This is a genomic window from Sorangium sp. So ce302 (genome assembly GCF_051530145.1).
Classification (GTDB): Bacteria; Myxococcota_A; Polyangia; order Polyangiales; family Polyangiaceae; genus Sorangium; species Sorangium cellulosum_B.
In genome coordinates, this window is sequence record NZ_CP150326.1 from 5,067,533 (window position 1) to 5,087,041 (window position 19,509).

Below are 19,509 nucleotides of genomic sequence, written 5' to 3' on the forward strand. Positions count from 1 at the left end.
CTGTGGGTAAGTAGACCTCGTCGCCCACCACCGGGTTCCCGCGGAGGGGCCGCGCGCCGCGGCCGAGCCGAGGGGCTCAGTCACAGGCCTCCACCGCGCCTAGAAATATCTTGCTCCAGGCGTGACGCCGGTGCGACGCTGGAAGCATCCGCCAGGAAGCGACCGGATGTGCGATGTCGCTGCACACGACTGCTCCCGCGAACACGGAAGTTCGCGCCGCGCGGGCGTTCTGCCGGGGGATCTGACATGGAATCAACGGTCCTTCATCTGGGGGCAGGCTTCACGGTGCACGCTGCGAGCGGCACCCCCTTCGGCGCGCAGGTGGCGGTCAAGCAGCCGGCCGGCGAGGTCGTCACCGAGCGCCAGGAGGCGGCGCTCGACAACGAGTTCGAGCTCCTGCGCGGGCTCTCCGTGCCCGGGATCCGCAGGGTGTACGGGCGCGGTATCGTCGATGGCAAGCCGGTCCTGTACCTGGAGCTCTTCGACGGCCTCACGCTCAGGCGCTTCGTCGCCGAGCGCCGCCCGGCGCTCCGCGAGCGCGTCGAGATCGCGGCGTCGATCGCGCGCGCGCTGGCCGGGCTGCACGAGGCAGGCATCATCCACCGGGATCTGAGCGGCGCAAACGTCCTCGTCGCGCCGGACACCCGGCAGATCTGCGTTATCGATCTCGGCCTGGGCGTGCGCGGCGCGGCGCTCGAAGGCAGCCTCGTCGAGCCGGGCGGGACGCTGGAGTACATGGCCCCCGAGCAATCCGGGCGCACCAGGCACAGGCTCGATCACCGCGCGGATCTCTACTCGCTCGGCATCCTGCTCTACGAGCTGTTCGTGGGTGAGCCGCCCTTCGTGTCGGAGGATCCGCTCGATCTCCTCCACCGACACCTCGCCGAGCGCCCGCCGCCGCCTGCGCAGCGCGATCCCTCCTTGCCAGCGCCGCTCAGCGAGCTCGTGATGGCGCTGATCGAGAAGGATCCGGACGCGCGGTACCAGTCGGCCGAGGGCGTCGTTCACGATCTGAGCCGCTGCCTGGAGCAGCTCGAGGCGTGCTCCGCGATCGCGCCGTTCCCGCTGCGCCGCGCCGATCCCGCGCTCGCGCTGAGCGCCCCGCCGCGGCTGTACGGGCGCGACGAGGAGCTCTCGGCGCTCCGCGCCGCCTTCGAACAGAGCGCTGCCTCGGCCGAGGTCGTGCTGATCGCCGGCCACTCCGGCATCGGAAAGACCGCGCTCGTGGAGCAGCTGCGCGAGGAGGTCACGGCGGCCGGCGGCGCGCTGGTCACGGGCAAGTGCGAGCAGTACGCGCGCGCCACGCCCTACGGCGTCTTCGTCCGGGCCATGGAGGCGATCTCCGCGCGCGCTCTCGGCCTGCCCGCGCAGGAGTACGCGCGAACGCAGGAGGCCGCGCGGGCCGCGGTGGGGGATCTGGGGCAGGTGCTGCTCGCCGTGATGCCAGGCCTCGCGCCGCTGCTCGGGGAGCCGAAGGGCGCGCCGGTGCTGTCCGGTCAGGAGGCCCAGAACCGCTTCAACCTCCTCTTCTCCCGCCTGCTAGGGGCGCTGCTCAGCCCCGATCGGCCGCTCGCCCTGTTCCTGGATGATCTCCAGTGGATCGACGCCGCGTCGCTCGGGCTGCTGAAGCACGTGCTCGGCGAGGACCGACCGCCGGGGCTCATGCTGCTCTGCGCCTACCGCGACAACGAGGTCGATGCCTCCCACCCGCTCCGCGTCGCCCTGGACGACCTCGAGCGGCGCGGCGTCCCGGTACGGACCGTGGCGCTCCGCGACCTCGACCCCGCGCACGTCCGCGCGCTCCTCGCCGACACCTTCGCGCCGTGGGCGGCCGGCGCCGACGTCGAGCAGCTCGCCGCGGAGCTCCACCGGAGGACCCAGGGCAACCCGTTCCATGTGCGCTGCGCGCTCCGGGACCTCATGAGCGCGGGGTGCATCCGCTTCTCGTCCAGCGGCGGCGGGTGGACGTGGGAGGCGGCGGCGCTCGATCGGCTCGCCGTGACGGAGAGCGTGCTCGAGCTCCTGGCCCGCAAGCTCGCGGAGCTCCCCGCCCGAGCGCGCGAGGTCCTGGCCGTCGCGGCGTGCGTCGGGGATCGGGCGCCGCTGCCGCTCCTCGGGGCGGCGCTGTCGTGCTCCGCCGCCGAGATCGACGAGGCGCTCTGCGCCGCGGAGCGCGAGGGGCTCCTGCGCGCAGGCTCGGGCGAGGTGCGCTTCGCCCACGACCGCATCCAGCAGGCCGCCTGCAGCCTGCTCGCCGAGGAGGAGCAGCGAAGGTGGCACCTCAGGCTCGGGCGGCTGCTGCTCGCAGACACGCGGAGTGACAGGGGTGAACCGGCGAGCTTCGACGCCGCCGACCACCTCGGACGGGCGATCGACCTCATCGACGATCCCGAGGAGCGCCTCCTCGTCGCGCGGCTCGAGCTCGCCGCCGGGCAGCGCGCCTTGCACGCCGGCGCCCCGGAGCAGGCGCGCGTCTTTCTATCGAGCGGCGCCGCGCTGCTCCCCGCGGACGCCTGGACGGCGCTCCCGGAGCTCGCCTCCGCGCTGCACCGCGCGCTGATGGAGGCGGAGTTCCTGACGGCGCGCTTCGAGCGCGCCGACGCGATCTTCTCGCTCCTGCTCGCGCGCGAGCCCTCGCCGGTCGCCCTCGCGGACGCCTACTACCTGCACATCATGCAGCGGACGATGCAGGGCCGGTACGTCGACGCGCTCGTCGCCGGGCGGACGATCCTCGGCGCGCTCGGGTTCGATCTGCCCGAGTCGGTCACCGCCGCGGAGCTCGATCGGGATCTCGGGCGGCTCGAGGAGCGGCTCCGGGGCCGCGATCTCCAGGCGCTGCTCGACGCGCCGGCCGTGGAGGACGAGCGCATCCGCAAGGCCGCGACGATCTGCGGAGCCATGTGCCCGACCGGCTTCTTCGTGGACCCGCTGTACAACGGCGTCCTCGGCCTCCTGGCGTGGAACATCGTCCTCGACGCGGGCCCATGCCGCGGCCTCGGCTTCCCGATCGCGACGACGACGCTCATGTACTATCTCCTGCGGAACGACTACCGCAACGGGGATCTGTCGGCGCGCTTCGGGATGGATCTCGCCGCGCGGCTCTCCGATGGGCTGGATCAAGGCAATTGCGCCCATATCTACGCGCTGTTCACGAGCCACTGGTCTCGCCCCCTCTCGGACGCGTTGCCCGTGGCGCGGCAGGCGTTCTCCTCGCTGCTCGAGAGCGGGAACGTCCAGATGGCGGGCTACACGTTCTTCAGCACGCTGGGCGCGACCTACGAGAGCGGCGCCCGGCTCACTGACGTCCAGGAGGAGGCGGAGCGGGCGCTCGCCTTCGTGCAGAAGACGAACAATCGCCATGCGTTCGGCGCGTTCGTCGTCTTCGCCCGGCTCGTCGCGGCGCTCGGGAGGCCCGACGGGTGCGTCGCCTCCTTCGACGGAGACGGCTTCTCGGAGCGAGCGTATCTGGCGCAGATCGGCCAGAACCAGATGGCGCTCGCCTACTATCATATCTACAAGCTCGTCCTCTGCTATCTCCTGGACGCCCAGGAGGATGCCTGTCGCCACGCGGAGCGCGCGACCGAGCTCGCCCCGTTCATCACCGGCTTCCTGCCGGTCGTCACGGCGAACACGTATGCTTCGCTCGCCTTTCTGCGCAGGGCCGAGGCGGCGGACGCGGCGGAGCGGCCCGCGTGGCTCGAGCGCGTCGCGGAAAGCCAGCGGCAGCTCGGCGCCTGGGCCGCGAACGCCGCCGAGAGCTTTGGCCACCGTCACGACCTCGTCGAGGCGGAGCGCTTGCGGCTCTCCGGGGAGCACTGGGCGGCGCTCGATCTGTACGACCGGAGCATCGAGAGGGCCGGGGCGAGCGGGCAGATCCCGGAGGGGGCGCTCGCCTGCGAGCTCGCGGGGCGGCATCTCCTCGCGCTGGGCAAGGCGCGGCTCGCGCAGCCGTACCTCATCGAGGCGCTCCACGGATATCGCCGCTGGGGCGCGCGCGCCAAGGTCCAGCAGCTCCAGGCGACGTACGCGTCGTTGCTGCGGCGGCGCTCGACGAGCGTCGTGCCCCCGAGCGCCGCGCCGGGCCCGGCGACGGCGGGCAACGTCACCACGGAGCCGCTGTCGCCGAAGCTCGACGTCGGCTCCATCCTGAAGGCGGCCCGCGCCATCGGGAGCGAGATCGTCCTCGATCGCCTGCTCGATCAGCTCATGCGGGTGCTCCTCGAGAACACCGGGGCGGAGCGCGGCCTGCTCCTCTTGCCGCGGGGGGGCGAGCTCGCGGTGGCCGCGTCGCTCCGGGTCGGCGAGGGCGATCCGGCCCTCGGGTACTCCGCCGCGGTGGCGAGCTACGTGGAGCGCACCCGCGAGCCGCTGGTCGTGGACGACGCCGCCGCGGATCCGCGCTTCGCCGGCACGTTCGGCGCGGCCGCCGGCCCGCGCTCGCTCCTCTGCGCGCCGCTCCTCGACCGGGGCGAGCTCGTCGGGCTCGTGTACCTCGAGAACAACCTCACGACCGGCGCGTTCACCCCGGATCGGCTGCACGTCACGAGCCTCCTCGGGGCGCAGGCAGCGCTGTCGATCAACAACGCGCTGCTTTATGCGACGCTCGAGCGCAAGGTCGAGGAGCGCACCGCCGAGCTGCGCGAGAGGAACGACGAGCTCGAGCGCAGCAAGCTGCTGCTCTCCCAGCTCGCGGACGAGCTGTCCACGCCGCTCATCAAGCTCGGCGACCGGGTGCTCATGGCTCCGCTCATCGGGGGCGTCGACGACGCGCGCGCGGAATCCATCATGGATCGCGTCCTGTCCGCGATCTCCGCAGGGAACGCCGCCCACGTGATCCTCGACGTCACCGGCGTCTCGAGGATGGACACGAGCACCGCCAGCCACCTCGTGCGCCTCGTCCGCGCGGCCGGTCTCCTCGGCGCCGAGGCCATCCTGGCCGGCGTCCCGCCGCGGGTGGCGACGTCGCTCGTGTCGCTCGGCGTGGATCTGTCAGGCGTCTGTACGGTGCGCGACGTCCAGGCGGCGCTCGCGCGCTGCTATCGGTCGGGCTTGCGCTCCGTCGGATCGCGGGGCTGATCTCCCAGCCACGGAGCCACGTCCAGCCACGGAGCCACCCCATGCCTCGCGTTCACCTCGTCACCACCGGCGGCACCATCGCGAGCCGCGTCGATCCGAAGACGGGCGCCGCCGTGCCCGCCGTCCGCGCGCAGGAGCTCGTCGCCGACGTGCCCGCGCTCGGTCGCATCGCGGAGATCGCGGTCACCGAGTTCTGCCTCGAGAGCAGCTGGAACCTCGGCCCGGACAGGATCGCGGCGCTCGCGCGCGCCGTGCGCGATCTTCAGGGCGACCCCGAGGTGACCGGCGTCGTCGTCACCCACGGCACGGACACGCTCGAGGAGACGGCGTTCGCGCTGGATCTGCTGCTCGACGGGGACACCCCGGTGGTGCTCACCGGCGCGATGCGGGACGCGAGCACCGCGGGGACCGACGGCCCGCGCAACCTCGTCTCGGCCGCGCGGATCGCGGTGGAGCCCTCGGCGCGTGGGCTCGGCGTGCTCGTCGCGCTGAACGACGAGCTCCACGCCGCGCGGTGCGTGATGAAGACCCACACGACCGCGCTCGGCGCGTTCGCCTCGCCGGGCGTCGGGCCGCTCGGCTGGGTCGACGGCGAGGGCGTCCGCGTCCACGCGCGCCCCGCGAGGACGCCGACGCTGCCGCTCGCGCCGCCTGAGCCGCGGGTCTACCTCGTCAAGATGGCGTCAGGAATGGACGATCTCCTGCTGCGCGCGATCCTCGAGGCCGGGGCGCGCGGGGTGGTGGTCGAGGGCTCGGGCGCGGGGAACGTCTGCGGGAGCTGGGAGGGGGCGATCGGCGCGCTGGTGCAGGCCGGCACGCCGGTGGTGCTGAGCTCGCGCTGCCCCGGCGGGCGGGTCACGCCGACGTACGGCGCGCCCGGCGGCGGGCGGCGGCTCCGGGATCTCGGGGTGATCGCCGCGGGCGCGCTCTCGGGGCCCAAGGCGAGGCTCGCGCTGATGTTCGCGCTCGGGGCGGGGCTCGACGGAGCGGCGCTACGCGCGTATTTCGACCGGCTTGCCGGGTAGACCCTCGCTCTTCGCGCCCGGTTGCGGGCCGCGCCGCTCGTCGCCAGCGCTGCTCGCCGCCAGCTTCCGCTTCAGCTTCTCCTCGACCCGCGTGCCCTTGAAGAAGCTCGCGTTGGCCTCGGTGTAGAGCTTGTACGGGTTCTCGAACACGTACGCCTTGAAGTCCTCGGCGCTGATGACGCCCTCCTCCACGAGGCGAAAGCTCTCCGCGAGCGCCTCGGTCAGGTCGGGGACGTCCCAGTGGCCGACGTCGGAGGAGTAGATTGCGTTGATCTTCACGCCGAGCGGGTTCGCCTTGGCGTTGAACGCAGACGCGATGGTGCGGTCGTCCGACTCGGATCCGAAGAAGAAGTTGTTCACCCAGCGGTCGCGGATGTCCTCGATCTTCTCGATGCCCGCGGCCGCGAAGTCGTTGCGGTACTCCGGCGCGGGCTGGCGGGCGTCGCTCGTGTACCCGGCGCCCAGCGTGTCGGCGATCAGCTGCTCGCCCTCGATGGAGCGCCCCTTCGCGAGATCCGCGCCGTAGCGCCGGAAGAGCTCGGTGAAGAGGGCGCGGTCGGTCGCCGCGGGGTCGTAGTGCTTGAGGCCCTCCGGGCCGCGCTTCTGGAAGCGGTCGACCAGGTGGATGTAGACCCGCGCGCCCCAGTCCGCCCCGCCCTCGAGCATGCCGATGCGGAGCCCGGGGAAGCGGCGGGTGACGCCGCCGAAGAACAGCGCCTTGGCGAACGCCTCCGAGCCGTCGGCGAAGTGGCCGACGTGGTTGTTCATGTAGTTGCTGATCGACGAGCGCCCCGTCCAGCCCTGGCTCCCGTAATGGGTGAGGACAGGCACGCCGAGCTCGACCACCTTCGCCCAGAAAGGATCGTAGTTGTACTCGCTGTCGATGCCGTAGAAGTCGATGTACGTCGCGTACTTCGCGATCTCCGGGTGGTGCGCCGGCGGGTACTTCTCCGCGATCGCCTTGATGGGGCGGCGCACGCCGCCGGCGATGTTGATCGCCTTGAGCCCCAGCTTCTTGACGGCGAACTCCAGCTCTTCGATCCCCTCCTCGGGCGTGTTCAGCGGGATGCCGGCGACCGGGGTGAGGCGGTCGCTGTACTTGCGAAACAGCTCCGCGTGGTAGTGGTTGATCGCGCGCTGGAGCGCCTGCCGCGCGCCCGGGTCCTTCACGGCGAGCGGCGCGAGGGTGTTGTTCGGGAACAGCACCGAGTAGTCGGAGCCTTGCTCCTCCAGGCGCTCGGCGAGCAGCTCCGGCAGGTGGTACGTGGCCACGTCCAGCGTGTTGCGCGTCACCCGCGCCCACCACGGCGACCTGACGGTGCGATAGTGCTGCCGCTCCTCGGGTGTCTGGCTGTACCAGTCCTTGCCGCTGCTGTTCTCGGCGTTGCGGCGGCGGGAGCTCAGCGCCTTGCGCAGGTCGTCGACGAGCTTGGCGCCTCCGTACGTGGCGACGAAATCCTCCAGCGCCGGCGAGTAATCGTTGGTGTGGATGTCCGTGTCGATGACGGGGTAATCGAGCTTCTCCTTGACAGCCACGGAGGGCGAGGCCTTGAGACGAGCGATACGGTCAGTCATGAAAGACTCCGGAAAGGGGTTGGGCGCGCCGATGTCGCCGGTGTGAGATCGATGGCCGTGCTGGCGCGCGGCACTCTGCAACGTGCGTGCCCTGACGTCGTTGCCCCGATGTCGCTCCTTGCCCGCTGATCTCGGCGTCTCTCCGGCGCGCACTGCCCGCGCGTTGTTCGGAATCGAGCACCGATTCAGCGCGGCTGCTTCCTCAGCAACACGCAGACCTCGGAGCGGCCCGATTCGCTTGATTTTGAGCTTTTCTCTGGATTTAGGGCAGTTTGTCTAGATATTCGAACAGATTGTCTAGATATTACTTTGAATTGCCCAGATTTTAGAGATTTTATTCTGGACAGAACCTGTATATACCTGGAAACATGAGACAATTACCTAGATTTCGTCGACTTTTGTCGGGTTTGTTGTCCAGGATGTCTCCTTGAACGGCCCCGGTAGCGGCGGACGTCGTCGGCCGCCGTCGCGGCGCCGCTGGTGCGGCGCTCAGCCTTCGACTTTGCCGAGAGCGAAGGCGAGGAGCAGGAGCACCAGCACGGTGGTCGTGATCAGCACGAACGTGCGATCCCGCTGATGAATGAAGGCCAAGATGGATACGGCTACGCGCAGAACCGGAGTTGCCACGAGCATCAGCAGTCCCACGACCGTCACCGCGCGCCCTTGCAGGCCGCTCAGCCCCGCGATGACTTCTCCGAGAGTGCGGGGGAACGCAGCCCCTGGCCTCGTGAGTCGTTCGAGCTCCTCCGGCGAGGTCAGGTAATCAGGGTGGTGGACAAAGCTCAACACCGTACCGAGCACAACCACCACAAGGCTCGTGGCAACTCCGATCCTCAGCAGGTTGCTGATGAGGAGCTCGACCTCGTGAACGCTCGGCGTGTCGGCGCCTCCTGTCGGCACACCTCGTCCTCGAGGAGCGTCCGCCTGGTTGGTCACGCCCACAGGACTCCTTTCCAGAGCATCTGCGCTGATATCCAGATCAGCACAAGCACGAAGGCGAGGCGGATGCGGCTGCTGCGCAGCTTACCCAGCAGCCGCGAGCCGAGCGTCGAGCCCATCAGCACGCCGGCCGCCACGGGAGCGGCGACGAACGGGTCGATATCGCCGCGGACGAAGTACACGCCCGCGCTCGCCGCGGCCGTTACGCCGATCATGAAGTTGCTGGTCGCGGTCGATATCTTGATCGATAGCCCCATGGCCAGGTCCATCGCGGGCACCTTCAAGGCCCCGGAGCCGATGCCGAGCAGCCCGCTGACCACGCCGGCGGCATACATCAGCGCGAAGCCGAGCGGGGTGCGCGTCACCCGGTAGGAGATCTGCTTGCCGGCCGCCTCGTCATAGTACGAATCGTGGAGCCTCAACCGATCCGCGAGGCGGTCCGGGGGGACTTCGGCCTCGTCCGCCGCCCGTCGCTTGCGGAGCATCGCCAGCGCCGAGTAGCCCATTACGACGCCGAAGAGGATGTAGAGACCGCGGCCGCCGATCCTCCCGGCGATGAACGCCCCCGTGAGGGCCCCCGTCGTGGTGGCGATCTCCAGGACCATCGCCACCCGGAGGTTGGTCATGCGCTCCCGTACATAGGCGGCCGCGGCGCCGCTGGACGTGGCGATCACGGAGATGATGGATGCGCCGATAGCGTACCGGATGTCGATTCCCAGGAGCAAGGTGAGGGCTGGGATCACGATGATCCCTCCGCCCAGTCCGAGCAGTGATCCAAGCACACCCGCACCGAGTGAAGCGGCGATGGCGAGCAGCGTGAACGTGAGCGGTGACATCGGGTGGGGCTGGCCCAGGTGGAGTTCAACTATCATGCCGAACGCAGCCACTTCCGCTGCTGCGCGCGGGACGATCCGGATCGGCCGAGCTGGAGCTCGCCCGGCGATGCGGTTCGCGGCAACGGATCGGTCGGGCCGCTCGCATGGCGCATCCGGCGCTACGCCGGCGAGCGCGTCACGGCTGGGCGAAGAGGGCCGTCTCGCTGTTACCGTGCAGCACCGCCAGGTTCTGCAGGGTCGTGAGGCCCACGTCGAGCTGGCCTGTGGCCAGCGCGGCCAGCGTGTCCCCGGGGTTCGAGAACGGCTTGAGCTCGATGCTCAGCCCGGCCTTCGTGAAGAGCGCGAGCTCGTTCGCGAGGAAGACGCCCGAGTAGCCGATCCACAGGTCGTGACCCACGGTGAGTCGAGGCGACGAAAGACAAGCAGCTCAGGACCATATGGCGCGATCCGTCGCAGATATCAGCGGCGCATGGAGGCAGGGGCCAGCGCCGCGACGCCGCGCAGATCGAGCTCGGGTGTCCAGATGGGCGCGTGGTGCGCACCGAACAGCGCGGCCTGACCTCCCTGCGAGTGGCCGACGATCGTCCTCGGCACGGGCGACCTATGCCCGCCCACGCAGGGACTCCTCACGGAAAAGGACCGAGAGCTCTCGCGGCGCGTCAGCAAGTACAGACTCCAGTTCGCCCGCACCGGTACGCCCAGCTGCGCGGGGAACCCGGCCTGGGAGCAGCACAAGGAGGGGCAGGACAGGACGCTGCTCCTGGGGGAGACGATCGAGCTCAAAACCGACTTCGTGCCGGCGAAGCACAAGCACATGAACGCTTTCCAGGCGACCCGCGTCGTGTGGAACGACTGGATCGTGGCGCTCCCGTGAGGAGCCGCGCCCGACCACGCGCCGTGGTGACGCTGCAAAGGTAGGTCGTGGTCACGTCCGGCGGGCCGGGGGTGTTTGAACCCCCGGCCCGCCGTCGCCAGGGCGCCGACGCGGCCCGCCGGGCTCACCCTGCGGGAGGCGCGTCCTCGTCCCAGGCCGGCAGCAAGCAGCGGAACGTCGCCCCCTCGCCGGGCCTGCACTCCGCCCACAGGCGGCCTCCGTGCGCCTCGATGATCGAGCGGCTGATGGCGAGGCCCACGCCGAGCCCCTGCGCCTTCGACGTGAAGAACGGCTCGAAGACCCGCTCGATGTCCTCGGGCGGGATGCCCTCGCCGGAGTCCGCCACGGAGAGCTCCAGGCAGCCCGCTCCGCCCGACTGCGCCCGCACCACCACGACGCGCGCGCCGGGCGGGCGGCGGGACACCGCGTCGAGCGCGTTGACGAGCAGGTGCAGGAGCACCTGCTGGAGCTGGGCCCCGTCCCCCCGGGCGCGCGGCAAGCCCGGCGCGAGCTCGAGCCGCACGGTCGCGCCCGCGCGGCGCGCGGCGCTGGCCACGAGCTGGATCACCGTGCGGACGAGCTCGCTCAGGTCCAGCGCGGCCACGCTGAGCTCGCCCTCGCGGAGCACCGCGTGCATCCGCTGGATGACCTTCGCGGCGCGCCGGTCGTCCGCCACGATATCGTCGAGCGCGGCGCGCGTCTCGGCAATGTCGGGCGGGGTCTGCGCGAGCAGCCGCAGCGCCGCCTGCGCGTTGCTCAGGATGGCCGCGAGCGGCTGGTTCAGCTCGTGCGCGAGCGAGGCCGCGAGCGCGCTCATCGCCGACACCCGGTTGAGGTGCGCGAGCTCGTCCTGGGCCCGTTGCGCCTCGAGCTCGGCGGCCCGGTTCAGCTCGAGCTTGCGCTCGAGGCGCCGGCACTCCGCGCGCAGCGCCTCGGTCCGCCGCGTCACCTCGCTCTCCAGCGAGGACTGGACCCGCGCGATCTCCTCGCCCATCGCCGAGAGCGCCCGCGCCGCCGCGCGCAGGGCGAGCTGCGTCCGCACGCGGGCCACGAGCTCCTCGCGCAGGTACGGCCTGGTCACGCAATCGACCGCGCCGAGCTCCAGCCCGCGCGCCCGGCTCGCCGTATCTGCAAGCGCGGTCATGACGAGGACGGGGATCTCGTGCGTCGCCGGATCCGCCTTCAGCCGGCGGCAGACCTCGAGGCCATCCAGGCCCGGCATCTCCGCGTCGAGCAGGACCAGATCAGGCACCTCGCCCCGGATCTGCGCGAGCGCCGCCTCCCCGTCGCCGGCCACCGCGATGTCGAACGGCTGGCCCGCGAGGGCCTCCGAGAGCAGCTCGAGGCTGCCGGGGTCGTCGTCCACGAGCAGGACGAGCGCGGGGCGGGCCGCCGCCAGCCTGGCGCCGGAGGCCAGCGGGTTCGCGGGCGCATCCAGCGCGCCGCCGCCGTCGCTCCGCTCACCGATCTGAGCGTGGGATGATCGTGCTGCCATGGCGGAACCGAGCCTCGTTGGATCTGTGACAGCAGCCCCCGCCGCCTGCAATGGGACCATGGTCCCACAGCGAGACGTCCCGCTCCCCTCAGGCTCAGGACTACCCCGCGGGGCGCGCGCCCTGATCCCAGGCCGGGAGCGCGCAGCGGAACGTCGCCCCCTCGCCGGGCCTGCACTCCGCCCACAGCCGCCCACCGTGCGCCTCGACGATCGAGCGGCTGATGGCGAGGCCCACGCCGAGCCCGTGGGGCTTCGACGTGACGAAGGGCTCGAAGATGCGCTCGAGATCCTCGGGCGCGACGCCATCGCCGGAGTCCGCGACGGACAGCTCGACGTGGCTTCCGTCGGCCGGGCGGGTGCGCACCACCACGAGGCGCGCTTCGGGGGGACGGCGGGAGACCGCGTCGAGCGCGTTGACGAGCAGGTTCAGCAGCACCTGCTGGACCTGGATCCCGTCACCATGCACGTGGGGCAGGCCCGACGCGAGATCGAGCCGCACGGTCGTGCCCGCGAGGAGCGCGGCGCTGGCCACGAGCCGGACCACCTCGCGGGCGAGCTCGCTCAGGTCCATCGCGGCCACGCTGAGCTCGCCCTTGCGGAGCATCGCGCGGATCCGCTGGATGACCTGCCCGGCCCGGCGATCGTCCGCCACGATGTCGGCGAGCGCCGCGCGCGCGTCGGCGATGCCCGGCGGGGTCTGCGTGAGCAGCCGCTCCGCGGCCTGCGCGTTGCTCAGGATGGCGGCGAGCGGCTGGTTCAGCTCGTGCGCGAGCGAGGCCGCGAGCTCGCTCACGGCCGAGACCCGGTTCAGGTGCGCGAGCTGGTCGTGGGCCCTCTGCACCTTGAGCTCGGCGGCTCGGTTCAGCTCGAGCTCGCGCTCGAGGCGCCGGCTCTGCGCGCGCAGCGCCTCGGTCCGCCGCGCCACCTCGATCTCCAGCGACGCCCGGGCGCACGCGAGCTCCTCGTTCTTCTCCGAGAGCGCCCGCACCGCCGCGGAGAGCTCGCTGGCCGCCGCGCGGATCGACAACTGCGTCCGCACGCGGGCCACGAGCTCCTCGCGGACGAACGGCTTGGTCACGTAATCGACCGCGCCGAGCTCCAGGCCGCGCACCCGGCTCGCCGTGTCCGCGAGCACGGTCATGAAGAGGACCGGCACGTCACACGTCTCCGGGGCCGCCTTCAACCGGCGGCAGACCTCGAAGCCGTCGAGGCCCGGCATCAAGGCGTCGAGCAGGACGAGATCGGGCAGCTCGCGCCGGATCTGCCGCAGCGCCATGTCCCCGTCGGTCGCCACCGCCAGGGTGAGCGGCAGGCCCGCGAGGGCTTCCGAGAGGAGCTTCAGGCTGGCGGGGTCGTCGTCCACGAGCAGGACGAGCGCGGGGCGGGCCGGCGCCATGGTCAGAACAGGGGAGTGCGCGACGCGCGGCGCGTCAAGCGGCTCGGTGCCGTCCGCCTGTCCGCTGTTGACGTCCCCGCCGGCTTGGGATCACCTCGCGGACGAGCTCGCAGACGTCCAGCGCAGCCGCGCTGACGTGACGCCTGCGGAGCATCGTGCGCATCCGATGGACGAGCATCCCGGCGCGGCGATCGTCCGCCACGATATCCTCGAGCGCGGCGCGCACCTCGGCGAGATTCGACGGGGTGCGCGAGAGTAGCCGCTGCGCCGCTTGCGCGTTGCTCAGGACGGCGGTGAGCGGCTGGTTCAGCTCGTGCGCGAGCGAGGCCGCGAGATCCATCGAGGCCCGGGCGCGCGTGAGCTCGTCGTTCTTCTCTGAGAGCGCGCTCTCCGCGGCGGAGAGCGCGCTCGTTGCTGCGCGCATCAAGAGCTGCGTCCGCACGCGGGCCACGAGCTCCTCACGGACGAACGGCTTGGTCACGCAATCGACCGCGCCCAGCCCGAGCCCGCGCTCCCTGCTCGCCGTGTCGGCGAGCAGGGTCATCAAGAGGATCGGGACCTCGCGCGTCGCCGGCTCCGCCTTCAGGCGCCGGCAGACCTCGAACCCGTCCAGGCCCGGCATCACCGCGTCGAGCAGGACGAGATCCGGCACCTCGCATCGGACCTGCCGGAGCGCCATCTCTCCATCGATCGCCACCGCGATGGAGAGTGGCTGACCCGCGAGGGCTTCCGAGAGCAGCCCGATGCTGCCGGGGTCGTCGTCCACGAGCAAGAGGAGCGCGGGGCGGTCCAGGGCCTTGGCGGGAGCAGAGGACAGCGCGCCGTCGGAGGCGTCATGCTCTTCGCCTGCGTCATGCCCGCGTGCCCTGGACGCCCTCATGGGACCGTGGATGGGATACGATCGCTGCCATGATCGCGACCGAACCCACGGTGTTTGTGGTGGACGATGATGCCTCGGTGCTGCGCGCCATGGACCGGCTGCTGCGCGCGGCGGGCTATGCGGTGGAGGCGCACGCGTCGCCCGCCGCGTTCCTGGAGGGCGCGCCCTCGGAGCGGCCGGGCTGCGTGGTGGTCGATCTGCGCATGCCTGGCTTGAGCGGGCTGGAGCTGCAGGAAGCGCTGGTGCGCCGGGGATGTCTCCTCCCGATCGTGTTCCTGACCGGCCACGGCGACGTGTCGAGCTCGGTGCGGGCGATGAAGACGGGCGCGATCGACTTCCTCACCAAGCCCTGCGACGACACCGTCCTGCTCGCGGCCGTCGAGCGCGCCATCGCTCGCGACGCCGCGGTGCGCGCGGCGCGGGGTGAGCAGCAGTCGCTCCGGACGCGCTTCGATGCGCTCACCCAGCGCGAGCGCGAGGTCTGCCTGCGCGTGGCGCGGGGCCTCATGAACAAGCAGATCGCCGAGGAGCTCGGCGCGGCGGAGAAGACGATCAAGGTGCATCGCGGTCGGGTGATGGAGAAGCTCGGCGTGGCGTCGGTGGCGGAGCTCGTGCGGCTCGTGGACCGGCTCGAGGGCCCTGATCCCTGATCTCGCGCGGCGCCGCCGGCCGGCGAGCGGGAGGACGCGTTCGTGGAGGAACGCCGGCTGCTGGACGCGGCGCAGGAGCGCCTCTCGGCCGGCGACGCCGCCGGTGGAGCTGTCGCGGCAGGAACAGGCGCTCATGAAACGGTTGACACGCGTGGGGGCGCTGTTCGGCTTACGACTACCGCTCGACTTTGATCGCTTCGACAACCTGACCAGAAACCTGTAGGTCCACGCGAAGGAATTCGAAGCTGGCTACGGGAAAATTCGAGGTGTAGGACCCTCCAGGCGCAATGTCCCACCAGGCCTCTCCCGAGCCCCTGCCAAAGCTCGGATTCCGTTCTTGCTCTTGCTGGCTCGTCGGAATCTCGTAGCTGTACGGTGCGTAGAGACGCACGGTGTAGCCGGTGCGATTCTCGAAAGGAGGCCGAGCCGGCGCGGCTGTCACCTGGATCCTACCTGATGGAGGGGTACCTGCCACGGTCTGCCGCACCCCCTTTGCGTCGGTGTAGGTGAAGGCGAGGTTGGTATCGGGCTCGAACCAGAAACTGCGGAACGGCTTCACACGTACTTCCTGGCCCGGATAGACGACATCGGTGTTGCTGTCCCATTGTCTGTCGGGGTAGCCATCGTAAGGATAGAGCCGCACGACCCTGTCTGTGCCATTGACGACCACTCCCCAGACACGCGCCGTCAGCGGGTCACCGGGAAACTTCAATGGCACACTATCCGGTGGATCGATGATCTTCGCGTTGTCGAACTGACTCGAATAACCAAGTGCACCTTTTGCCATACTTACCTCTCTGCCTGGATAGAGATATCGCAGCCGGCTGCGCCGGTCGGCGGCACTTCAATACGGACGGGGCAAATCCGTGCCGCCGTCACGCGCCTGGGTGAGTCGATGCTTGGCTCGCCTCGCACGTCAGTCGAGCGGCCCGACTCGTGACCTTCTTTAGTTCCACTTCTGGGAGGTGTCAAGATGATTGCTCTCCAAACTGTAAATCAAGTTGAGATGGTGCTCGGCTGCCTCGGTGCGACCATGCCCGCGCTCTCGCAGCGCGCGCTATGTGTCCCGCGGGGCATAACGATTAAACAATTTACAGCATATTGCCGTTCTAGAGCGTAGCCTTACAGGCTTGTGTCCCCACTATCGAACAAGAGCGCGTCCTTCGTGGTCCGGCGCCCGACCTCGGGGGCGTCATCGCGTGAGCCCAGCTTCACCGGCCTGGCATTGGGCGTCGCAGAGCCCTCCCGCGGACCCAAACGGCGTGAATCCCGGCTCGTGTCGAGCACGATACGGATTCGGTCTCAGGACCCTTCCCCACGATGGGCGTCTGCAATTCTTCTCCCAAACTCGGCGCCTTCCTCATCGTCACCCATCCATGATGCGGTTCGATCCCTGTGCACTCTTCCCGACGTGGGCCCGGGCGGCGGCGCCTCAGACGCACGTCATCGGTTCACGACGGACGCTTCGAACGCCATCGCAGGCGGCGACGCCGAGAAGAAGGCCTAAGAGGAGTGGAACGAGGTGTCGGTTATGCATACGGGTCCTCCGATGCCTTTGAAAAGGAAAACACGATGTGAATGACGTAGAGGTCGGCGCCTGGGATCGGCCTCGCAGGGCGTCGAACCTTCCGGCGTCGCTCCCGGAATGAAGACCGGAGCCCTGCGGCGAGCCGAGGTGGACGGATTACAACAGCGCGTCGGCGCTGCCTATGGGACCTTGGTCCTACTTCTTGCCATGCGGGCTGCGGGGGCCATGGGACCAAGGTCCCATAGCGAGGGCCATGACCCGGGGTTACAACCGGCGGGCCTCGCGGCGATGCGCGGAGGCATCAACAATCCACTTGCAAAGAGAGAAGCCATGACGTCCAGCGTGACCGTCCCCGACGACGACACATTTTACCGTCCGGATCTGCCGCTCGAAGGCGAGCACGGCGAGGTGATCTGGTCGCGGCCGCTCACGGGCCCGGCGGCGCTCGCCAAGGCGCGGGTCAATCAGCTCGTGCTCTACCGCTCCAGAGACGTCCACGGCAAGGCGATCGCGGTCTCCGGCATCATCGCGCTGCCTCACAAGGCTCCGCCGGAGGGCGGCTATCCGATCGTGAGCTGGGCGCACGGGACGGTCGGCTGCGCGGACACGTGCGCGCCGTCGCGCGACACGATCACGTCGCCGGCGCACCCCTTCAACGAGCACCCGCACGGGCTGCTCACCGCGTTCCTGGACAGGGGCTGGGCCGTGGTGATGACCGACTACGAGGGGCTCGGCACAGGCGGGCTGCACCCGTACCTGCTCGGCGAGTCCGAGGCGCACGGCATCCTCGACATCGCGCGCGCCGCGCGGCGGCTCTACCCGGCGGAGCTCTCGAAGAAGCTCGCGATCGTGGGCCACTCCCAGGGCGGCCAGGCGGCGCTGTTCGGCGGGTACCACGCGCCCATCTGGACTCCCGAGCTCGACCTGCGTGGCGTCGCGGCGATGGCCCCCGCCTCGGGGGTCCACCTCCTCGTCGCCGCCGGCACCACCCTGAACTACGCGCAGCCGGGCTTCGCCTTCACCGCGCTGTTCCTGGCGGGCGCCATCGCCGGCAACCCGAACATCAACCCGGAGGAGCTCCTCACCGTGAAGGCCTACAGCGTGTGGCCCCACATCCACGAGAAGGCGCGGATCGAGCTGGCCAAGGAGGACTCCTGGGGCGGGCTCAAGGGGACCGAGCAGCTGAACCCAGGCCCGAACCCCAGCAAGAAGGCGTTCTTCGACCAGCTCGAGCTCATGAACCCGGCCATCCGGATCCTCGCCCCCATCCGGATCTCCCAGGGCGCGAAGGATCCCCGCATCCGGGCGGACTTCACGAGGACGCTCCACCACCAGCTCGCCGCGCTGAACGGCCCCGCCAACGTGACCTACAAGGAGTACGAGGAGGTCTCGTCGACGCACGATCCCGTCGAGCTCGGGTTCCACTTCGGCCTGATGGACACGGACCTCCCGAGCCTGACCACGTGGCTGGAGGAGCGGTTCAAGGACGTCGAGGAGGAGCAGACAGCCAGTCCCCGATGAGCGCGCGGCGCGGGCCGCGGGGCGCCGATCTCATCGCGCCATCTCTCTTCAGCTTTTCCCGGGGCGCGCTCCGGCGCGCCAGACGAGCATCAAGAAGACCAAAGGAGACGAATCCATGACAACCAACAGCACGCCGGTCATCACCACGACACAGGGCCCGGTCCAGGGCGTCGTCGAGAGCGAAATCCTCGTGTTCAAGGGCATCCCCTACGCCGCGCCGCCGGTGGGCCCCCTGCGCTGGAAGGAGCCCCAGCCGGTCGAGCCCTGGAAGGAGACCCGCAAGGCCGACACCTTCGGCAAGGCCTGCCTCCAGCCCACGTATCCCTCCATGGATGGCGCGGGCTCCGTGGGGCCGCAGAGCGAGGACTGCCTGTACCTGAACGTCTGGACGAGCGGCGTGGAGCCCGGCGCGCTCAAGCCCGTGATGGTGTGGATCCACGGCGGCGCCTTCAAGATCGGCGTCGGCAGCGACAAGATGTTCCGCGGGGCTGCCCTGGCCAGGAAGGGCGCCGTGGTGGTGACCTTCAACTACCGCGTGGGCCTCCTCGGGTTCTTCGCCCATCCGGGCCTGGAGAAGGAGCGTCGCCTGGGGCCGGTCAACTTCGGCATCCTCGATCAGATCGCCGCGCTGGAGTGGGTGCAGCGCAACATCGCGGCGTTCGGCGGCGATCCTGGCAACGTCACGATCTTCGGCCAGTCGGCGGGGGGCGAGAGCGTCCTCGCCCTGTTCGCCTCGCCCCTCACGAGGAACAGGGAGCCGGCCCTGTTTCACAAGGGCATCGCGCAGAGCCCCTATGCGATCCCGGAGCAGAGCCGGGAGAAGGCGAACGAGCTCGGGGTCAAGATCGCCAGGGGGCTATTCAAGCTGAACGGCGAGCATGCGACGGCAGAGGAGCTGCGGGCGGTGCCGGCGGAGAAGTTCTCCGCGAAGTTCATGCCGACCCCGGACAACCCGCGGGGCCAGGTGCCGTTCCTGGGGCCGAGCCCCGTGCACGGCGACGTGGTGCTGCCGACGGGGATCAGGGCCACGTTCGAGGCCGGCGAGCAGGCGCGCCGGCCGCTCGTCATCGGCAGCAACAGCCATGAGACGAGCGTGCTCGACGCGTTCAACATGGATCCGGCGGCGATCATGGCGGCCATCCTCGAGAAGGGAGGGGAGGACGCCGAGAAGGCCCTGGCGTACCTGAAGAGCCTCTACCGCAGCGACCCCGAGGTGACCGACGAGGACCTCGAGGACCCGAGCCGCTTCGCGGGCCTGGTGCTGCGCGACATGCTGTTCACCATGCAGGCCCGGTGGATCGCGGACAAACACTCCGGCGTGGCCGACAGCCGGTGGTACTACTTCAGCTACGTCCCCGAGATCGACCGCGCCGACCAGCCCTTCGGCGTCCCGCACGGCGGCGAGATCCTCTTCCCGTTCGGGGGGATCAGGGACAGGTTCACCGCGGCCGATCGGGCGATGTCCGAGAAGGTCAGCCGCTACTGGTTCTCCTTCGCGGAGAACGGCACGCCCGCGGGCGAGGTCACGTGGCCCAAGCACACGACGGGAGGGGGGCTCCGGCAGGACAAGACCCTGAAGCTCGGCGAGCAGATCGTGGTCGCGAACGACTTCAGGAAGATGCGCCTCGACGCGTTCATCGCGATGTACCCGCAGCTCGAGGCGGCGCTGGCAGAGATGTAGCCTCCTGTCGGCCAGCGGCGCTTCCTTCACCAG

14 protein-coding genes are annotated in these 19,509 nt (G+C 70.1%); 5 read left to right on the forward strand and 9 right to left on the reverse strand.

Going from position 1 to position 19,509, the window contains the following annotated elements; genetic code table 11:
* Positions 1 to 246: 246 nt before the first annotated feature.
* Together WME73_RS19215 and WME73_RS19220 are read left to right on the forward strand one after the other, a co-directional pair.
* On the forward strand, positions 247 to 5,076 hold the full coding sequence (locus tag WME73_RS19215) for an AAA family ATPase (RefSeq protein ID WP_437916634.1): 4,830 nt from the start codon (positions 247 to 249) through the stop codon (positions 5,074 to 5,076).
* A 41-nt stretch (positions 5,077 to 5,117) separates the two neighbouring features.
* The gene (locus tag WME73_RS19220) at positions 5,118 to 6,101 is read left to right on the forward strand and encodes an asparaginase (RefSeq protein WP_437916636.1); all 984 of its coding nucleotides are present in this window, start codon (positions 5,118 to 5,120) and stop codon (positions 6,099 to 6,101) included.
* Here the strand turns inward: WME73_RS19220 and WME73_RS19225 are convergent.
* The 8 genes from WME73_RS19225 to WME73_RS19260 all read right to left on the reverse strand — a co-directional run bounded on the left by WME73_RS19225 (position 6,069) and on the right by WME73_RS19260 (position 14,096).
* A complete protein-coding gene (locus WME73_RS19225; RefSeq protein WP_437916637.1) occupies positions 6,069 to 7,676 on the reverse strand; it encodes an amidohydrolase family protein in 1,608 nt (535 codons plus the stop codon). The two genes, WME73_RS19220 and WME73_RS19225, sit on opposite strands and share 33 nt — an antisense overlap.
* Positions 7,677 to 8,165: 489 nt before the next feature.
* Positions 8,166 to 8,612, reverse strand: coding sequence for a DUF1634 domain-containing protein (locus WME73_RS19230; RefSeq protein ID WP_437916638.1), 447 nt, complete (start codon positions 8,610 to 8,612; stop codon positions 8,166 to 8,168).
* The gene (locus WME73_RS19235; RefSeq protein ID WP_437917410.1) at positions 8,609 to 9,451 is read right to left on the reverse strand and encodes a sulfite exporter TauE/SafE family protein; all 843 of its coding nucleotides are present in this window, start codon (positions 9,449 to 9,451) and stop codon (positions 8,609 to 8,611) included. Before WME73_RS19235 ends, WME73_RS19230 begins: the two co-directional genes overlap by 4 nt.
* 175 nt (positions 9,452 to 9,626) lie before the next feature.
* Complete coding sequence (locus tag WME73_RS19240) at positions 9,627 to 9,848, reverse strand: ABC transporter substrate-binding protein (protein WP_437916639.1); 222 nt, start codon at positions 9,846 to 9,848, stop codon at positions 9,627 to 9,629.
* Positions 9,849 to 9,910: 62 nt separating this feature from the next.
* The gene (locus tag WME73_RS19245) at positions 9,911 to 10,045 is read right to left on the reverse strand and encodes a hypothetical protein (protein ID WP_437872779.1); all 135 of its coding nucleotides are present in this window, start codon (positions 10,043 to 10,045) and stop codon (positions 9,911 to 9,913) included.
* A gap of 404 nt (positions 10,046 to 10,449) precedes the next feature.
* Positions 10,450 to 11,820 carry a hybrid sensor histidine kinase/response regulator gene (locus WME73_RS19250; RefSeq protein ID WP_437916641.1) on the reverse strand — a complete coding sequence of 457 codons (1,371 nt, stop codon included), beginning with the start codon at positions 11,818 to 11,820 and terminating at the stop codon, positions 10,450 to 10,452.
* A gap of 100 nt (positions 11,821 to 11,920) precedes the next feature.
* A complete protein-coding gene (locus WME73_RS19255; RefSeq protein WP_437916643.1) occupies positions 11,921 to 13,216 on the reverse strand; it encodes a hybrid sensor histidine kinase/response regulator in 1,296 nt (431 codons plus the stop codon).
* A 34-nt stretch (positions 13,217 to 13,250) separates the two neighbouring features.
* Positions 13,251 to 14,096: a response regulator gene (locus tag WME73_RS19260; protein WP_437916644.1), complete on the reverse strand. Its 846-nt coding sequence runs from the start codon at positions 14,094 to 14,096 to the stop codon at positions 13,251 to 13,253.
* Between the two features lie 29 nt (positions 14,097 to 14,125).
* On the opposite strand from WME73_RS19260, the gene WME73_RS19265 reads away from it, so the two are divergent.
* Positions 14,126 to 14,746: a response regulator transcription factor gene (locus WME73_RS19265; RefSeq protein WP_437746865.1), complete on the forward strand. Its 621-nt coding sequence runs from the start codon at positions 14,126 to 14,128 to the stop codon at positions 14,744 to 14,746.
* Positions 14,747 to 14,921: 175 nt separating this feature from the next.
* Here WME73_RS19265 and WME73_RS19270 read toward each other — a convergent pair whose 3' ends face one another.
* The gene (locus WME73_RS19270) at positions 14,922 to 15,533 is read right to left on the reverse strand and encodes a hypothetical protein (protein ID WP_437916646.1); all 612 of its coding nucleotides are present in this window, start codon (positions 15,531 to 15,533) and stop codon (positions 14,922 to 14,924) included.
* A 1,071-nt stretch (positions 15,534 to 16,604) separates the two neighbouring features.
* Here WME73_RS19270 and WME73_RS19275 point away from each other — a divergent pair.
* On the forward strand, positions 16,605 to 17,795 hold the full coding sequence (locus tag WME73_RS19275; protein WP_437916647.1) for a lipase family protein: 1,191 nt from the start codon (positions 16,605 to 16,607) through the stop codon (positions 17,793 to 17,795).
* 115 nt (positions 17,796 to 17,910) lie between these two features.
* The gene (locus WME73_RS19280; RefSeq protein ID WP_437916648.1) at positions 17,911 to 19,476 is read left to right on the forward strand and encodes a carboxylesterase/lipase family protein; all 1,566 of its coding nucleotides are present in this window, start codon (positions 17,911 to 17,913) and stop codon (positions 19,474 to 19,476) included.
* Positions 19,477 to 19,509 lie beyond the last annotated feature (33 nt).

What these genes read in the sequence shown, in the direction of transcription:
- WME73_RS19260 (WP_437916644.1), bottom strand. Translation starts at nt 14,096, where the DNA reads ATGAGGGCGTCCAGGGCACGCGGGCATGACGCAGGCGAAGAGCATGAC.
- WME73_RS19270 (WP_437916646.1), bottom strand. Translation starts at nt 15,533, where the DNA reads ATGGCAAAAGGTGCACTTGGTTATTCGAGTCAGTTCGACAACGCGAAG.
- WME73_RS19275 (WP_437916647.1), top strand. Translation starts at nt 16,605, where the DNA reads ATGACGTCCAGCGTGACCGTCCCCGACGACGACACATTTTACCGTCCG.
- WME73_RS19265 (WP_437746865.1), top strand. Translation starts at nt 14,126, where the DNA reads ATGATCGCGACCGAACCCACGGTGTTTGTGGTGGACGATGATGCCTCG.
- WME73_RS19280 (WP_437916648.1), top strand. Translation starts at nt 17,911, where the DNA reads ATGACAACCAACAGCACGCCGGTCATCACCACGACACAGGGCCCGGTC.
- WME73_RS19235 (WP_437917410.1), bottom strand. Translation starts at nt 9,451, where the DNA reads ATGTCACCGCTCACGTTCACGCTGCTCGCCATCGCCGCTTCACTCGGT.
- WME73_RS19215 (WP_437916634.1), top strand. Translation starts at nt 247, where the DNA reads ATGGAATCAACGGTCCTTCATCTGGGGGCAGGCTTCACGGTGCACGCT.
- WME73_RS19250 (WP_437916641.1), bottom strand. Translation starts at nt 11,820, where the DNA reads ATGGCAGCACGATCATCCCACGCTCAGATCGGTGAGCGGAGCGACGGC.
- WME73_RS19225 (WP_437916637.1), bottom strand. Translation starts at nt 7,676, where the DNA reads ATGACTGACCGTATCGCTCGTCTCAAGGCCTCGCCCTCCGTGGCTGTC.
- WME73_RS19255 (WP_437916643.1), bottom strand. Translation starts at nt 13,216, where the DNA reads ATGGCGCCGGCCCGCCCCGCGCTCGTCCTGCTCGTGGACGACGACCCC.
- WME73_RS19220 (WP_437916636.1), top strand. Translation starts at nt 5,118, where the DNA reads ATGCCTCGCGTTCACCTCGTCACCACCGGCGGCACCATCGCGAGCCGC.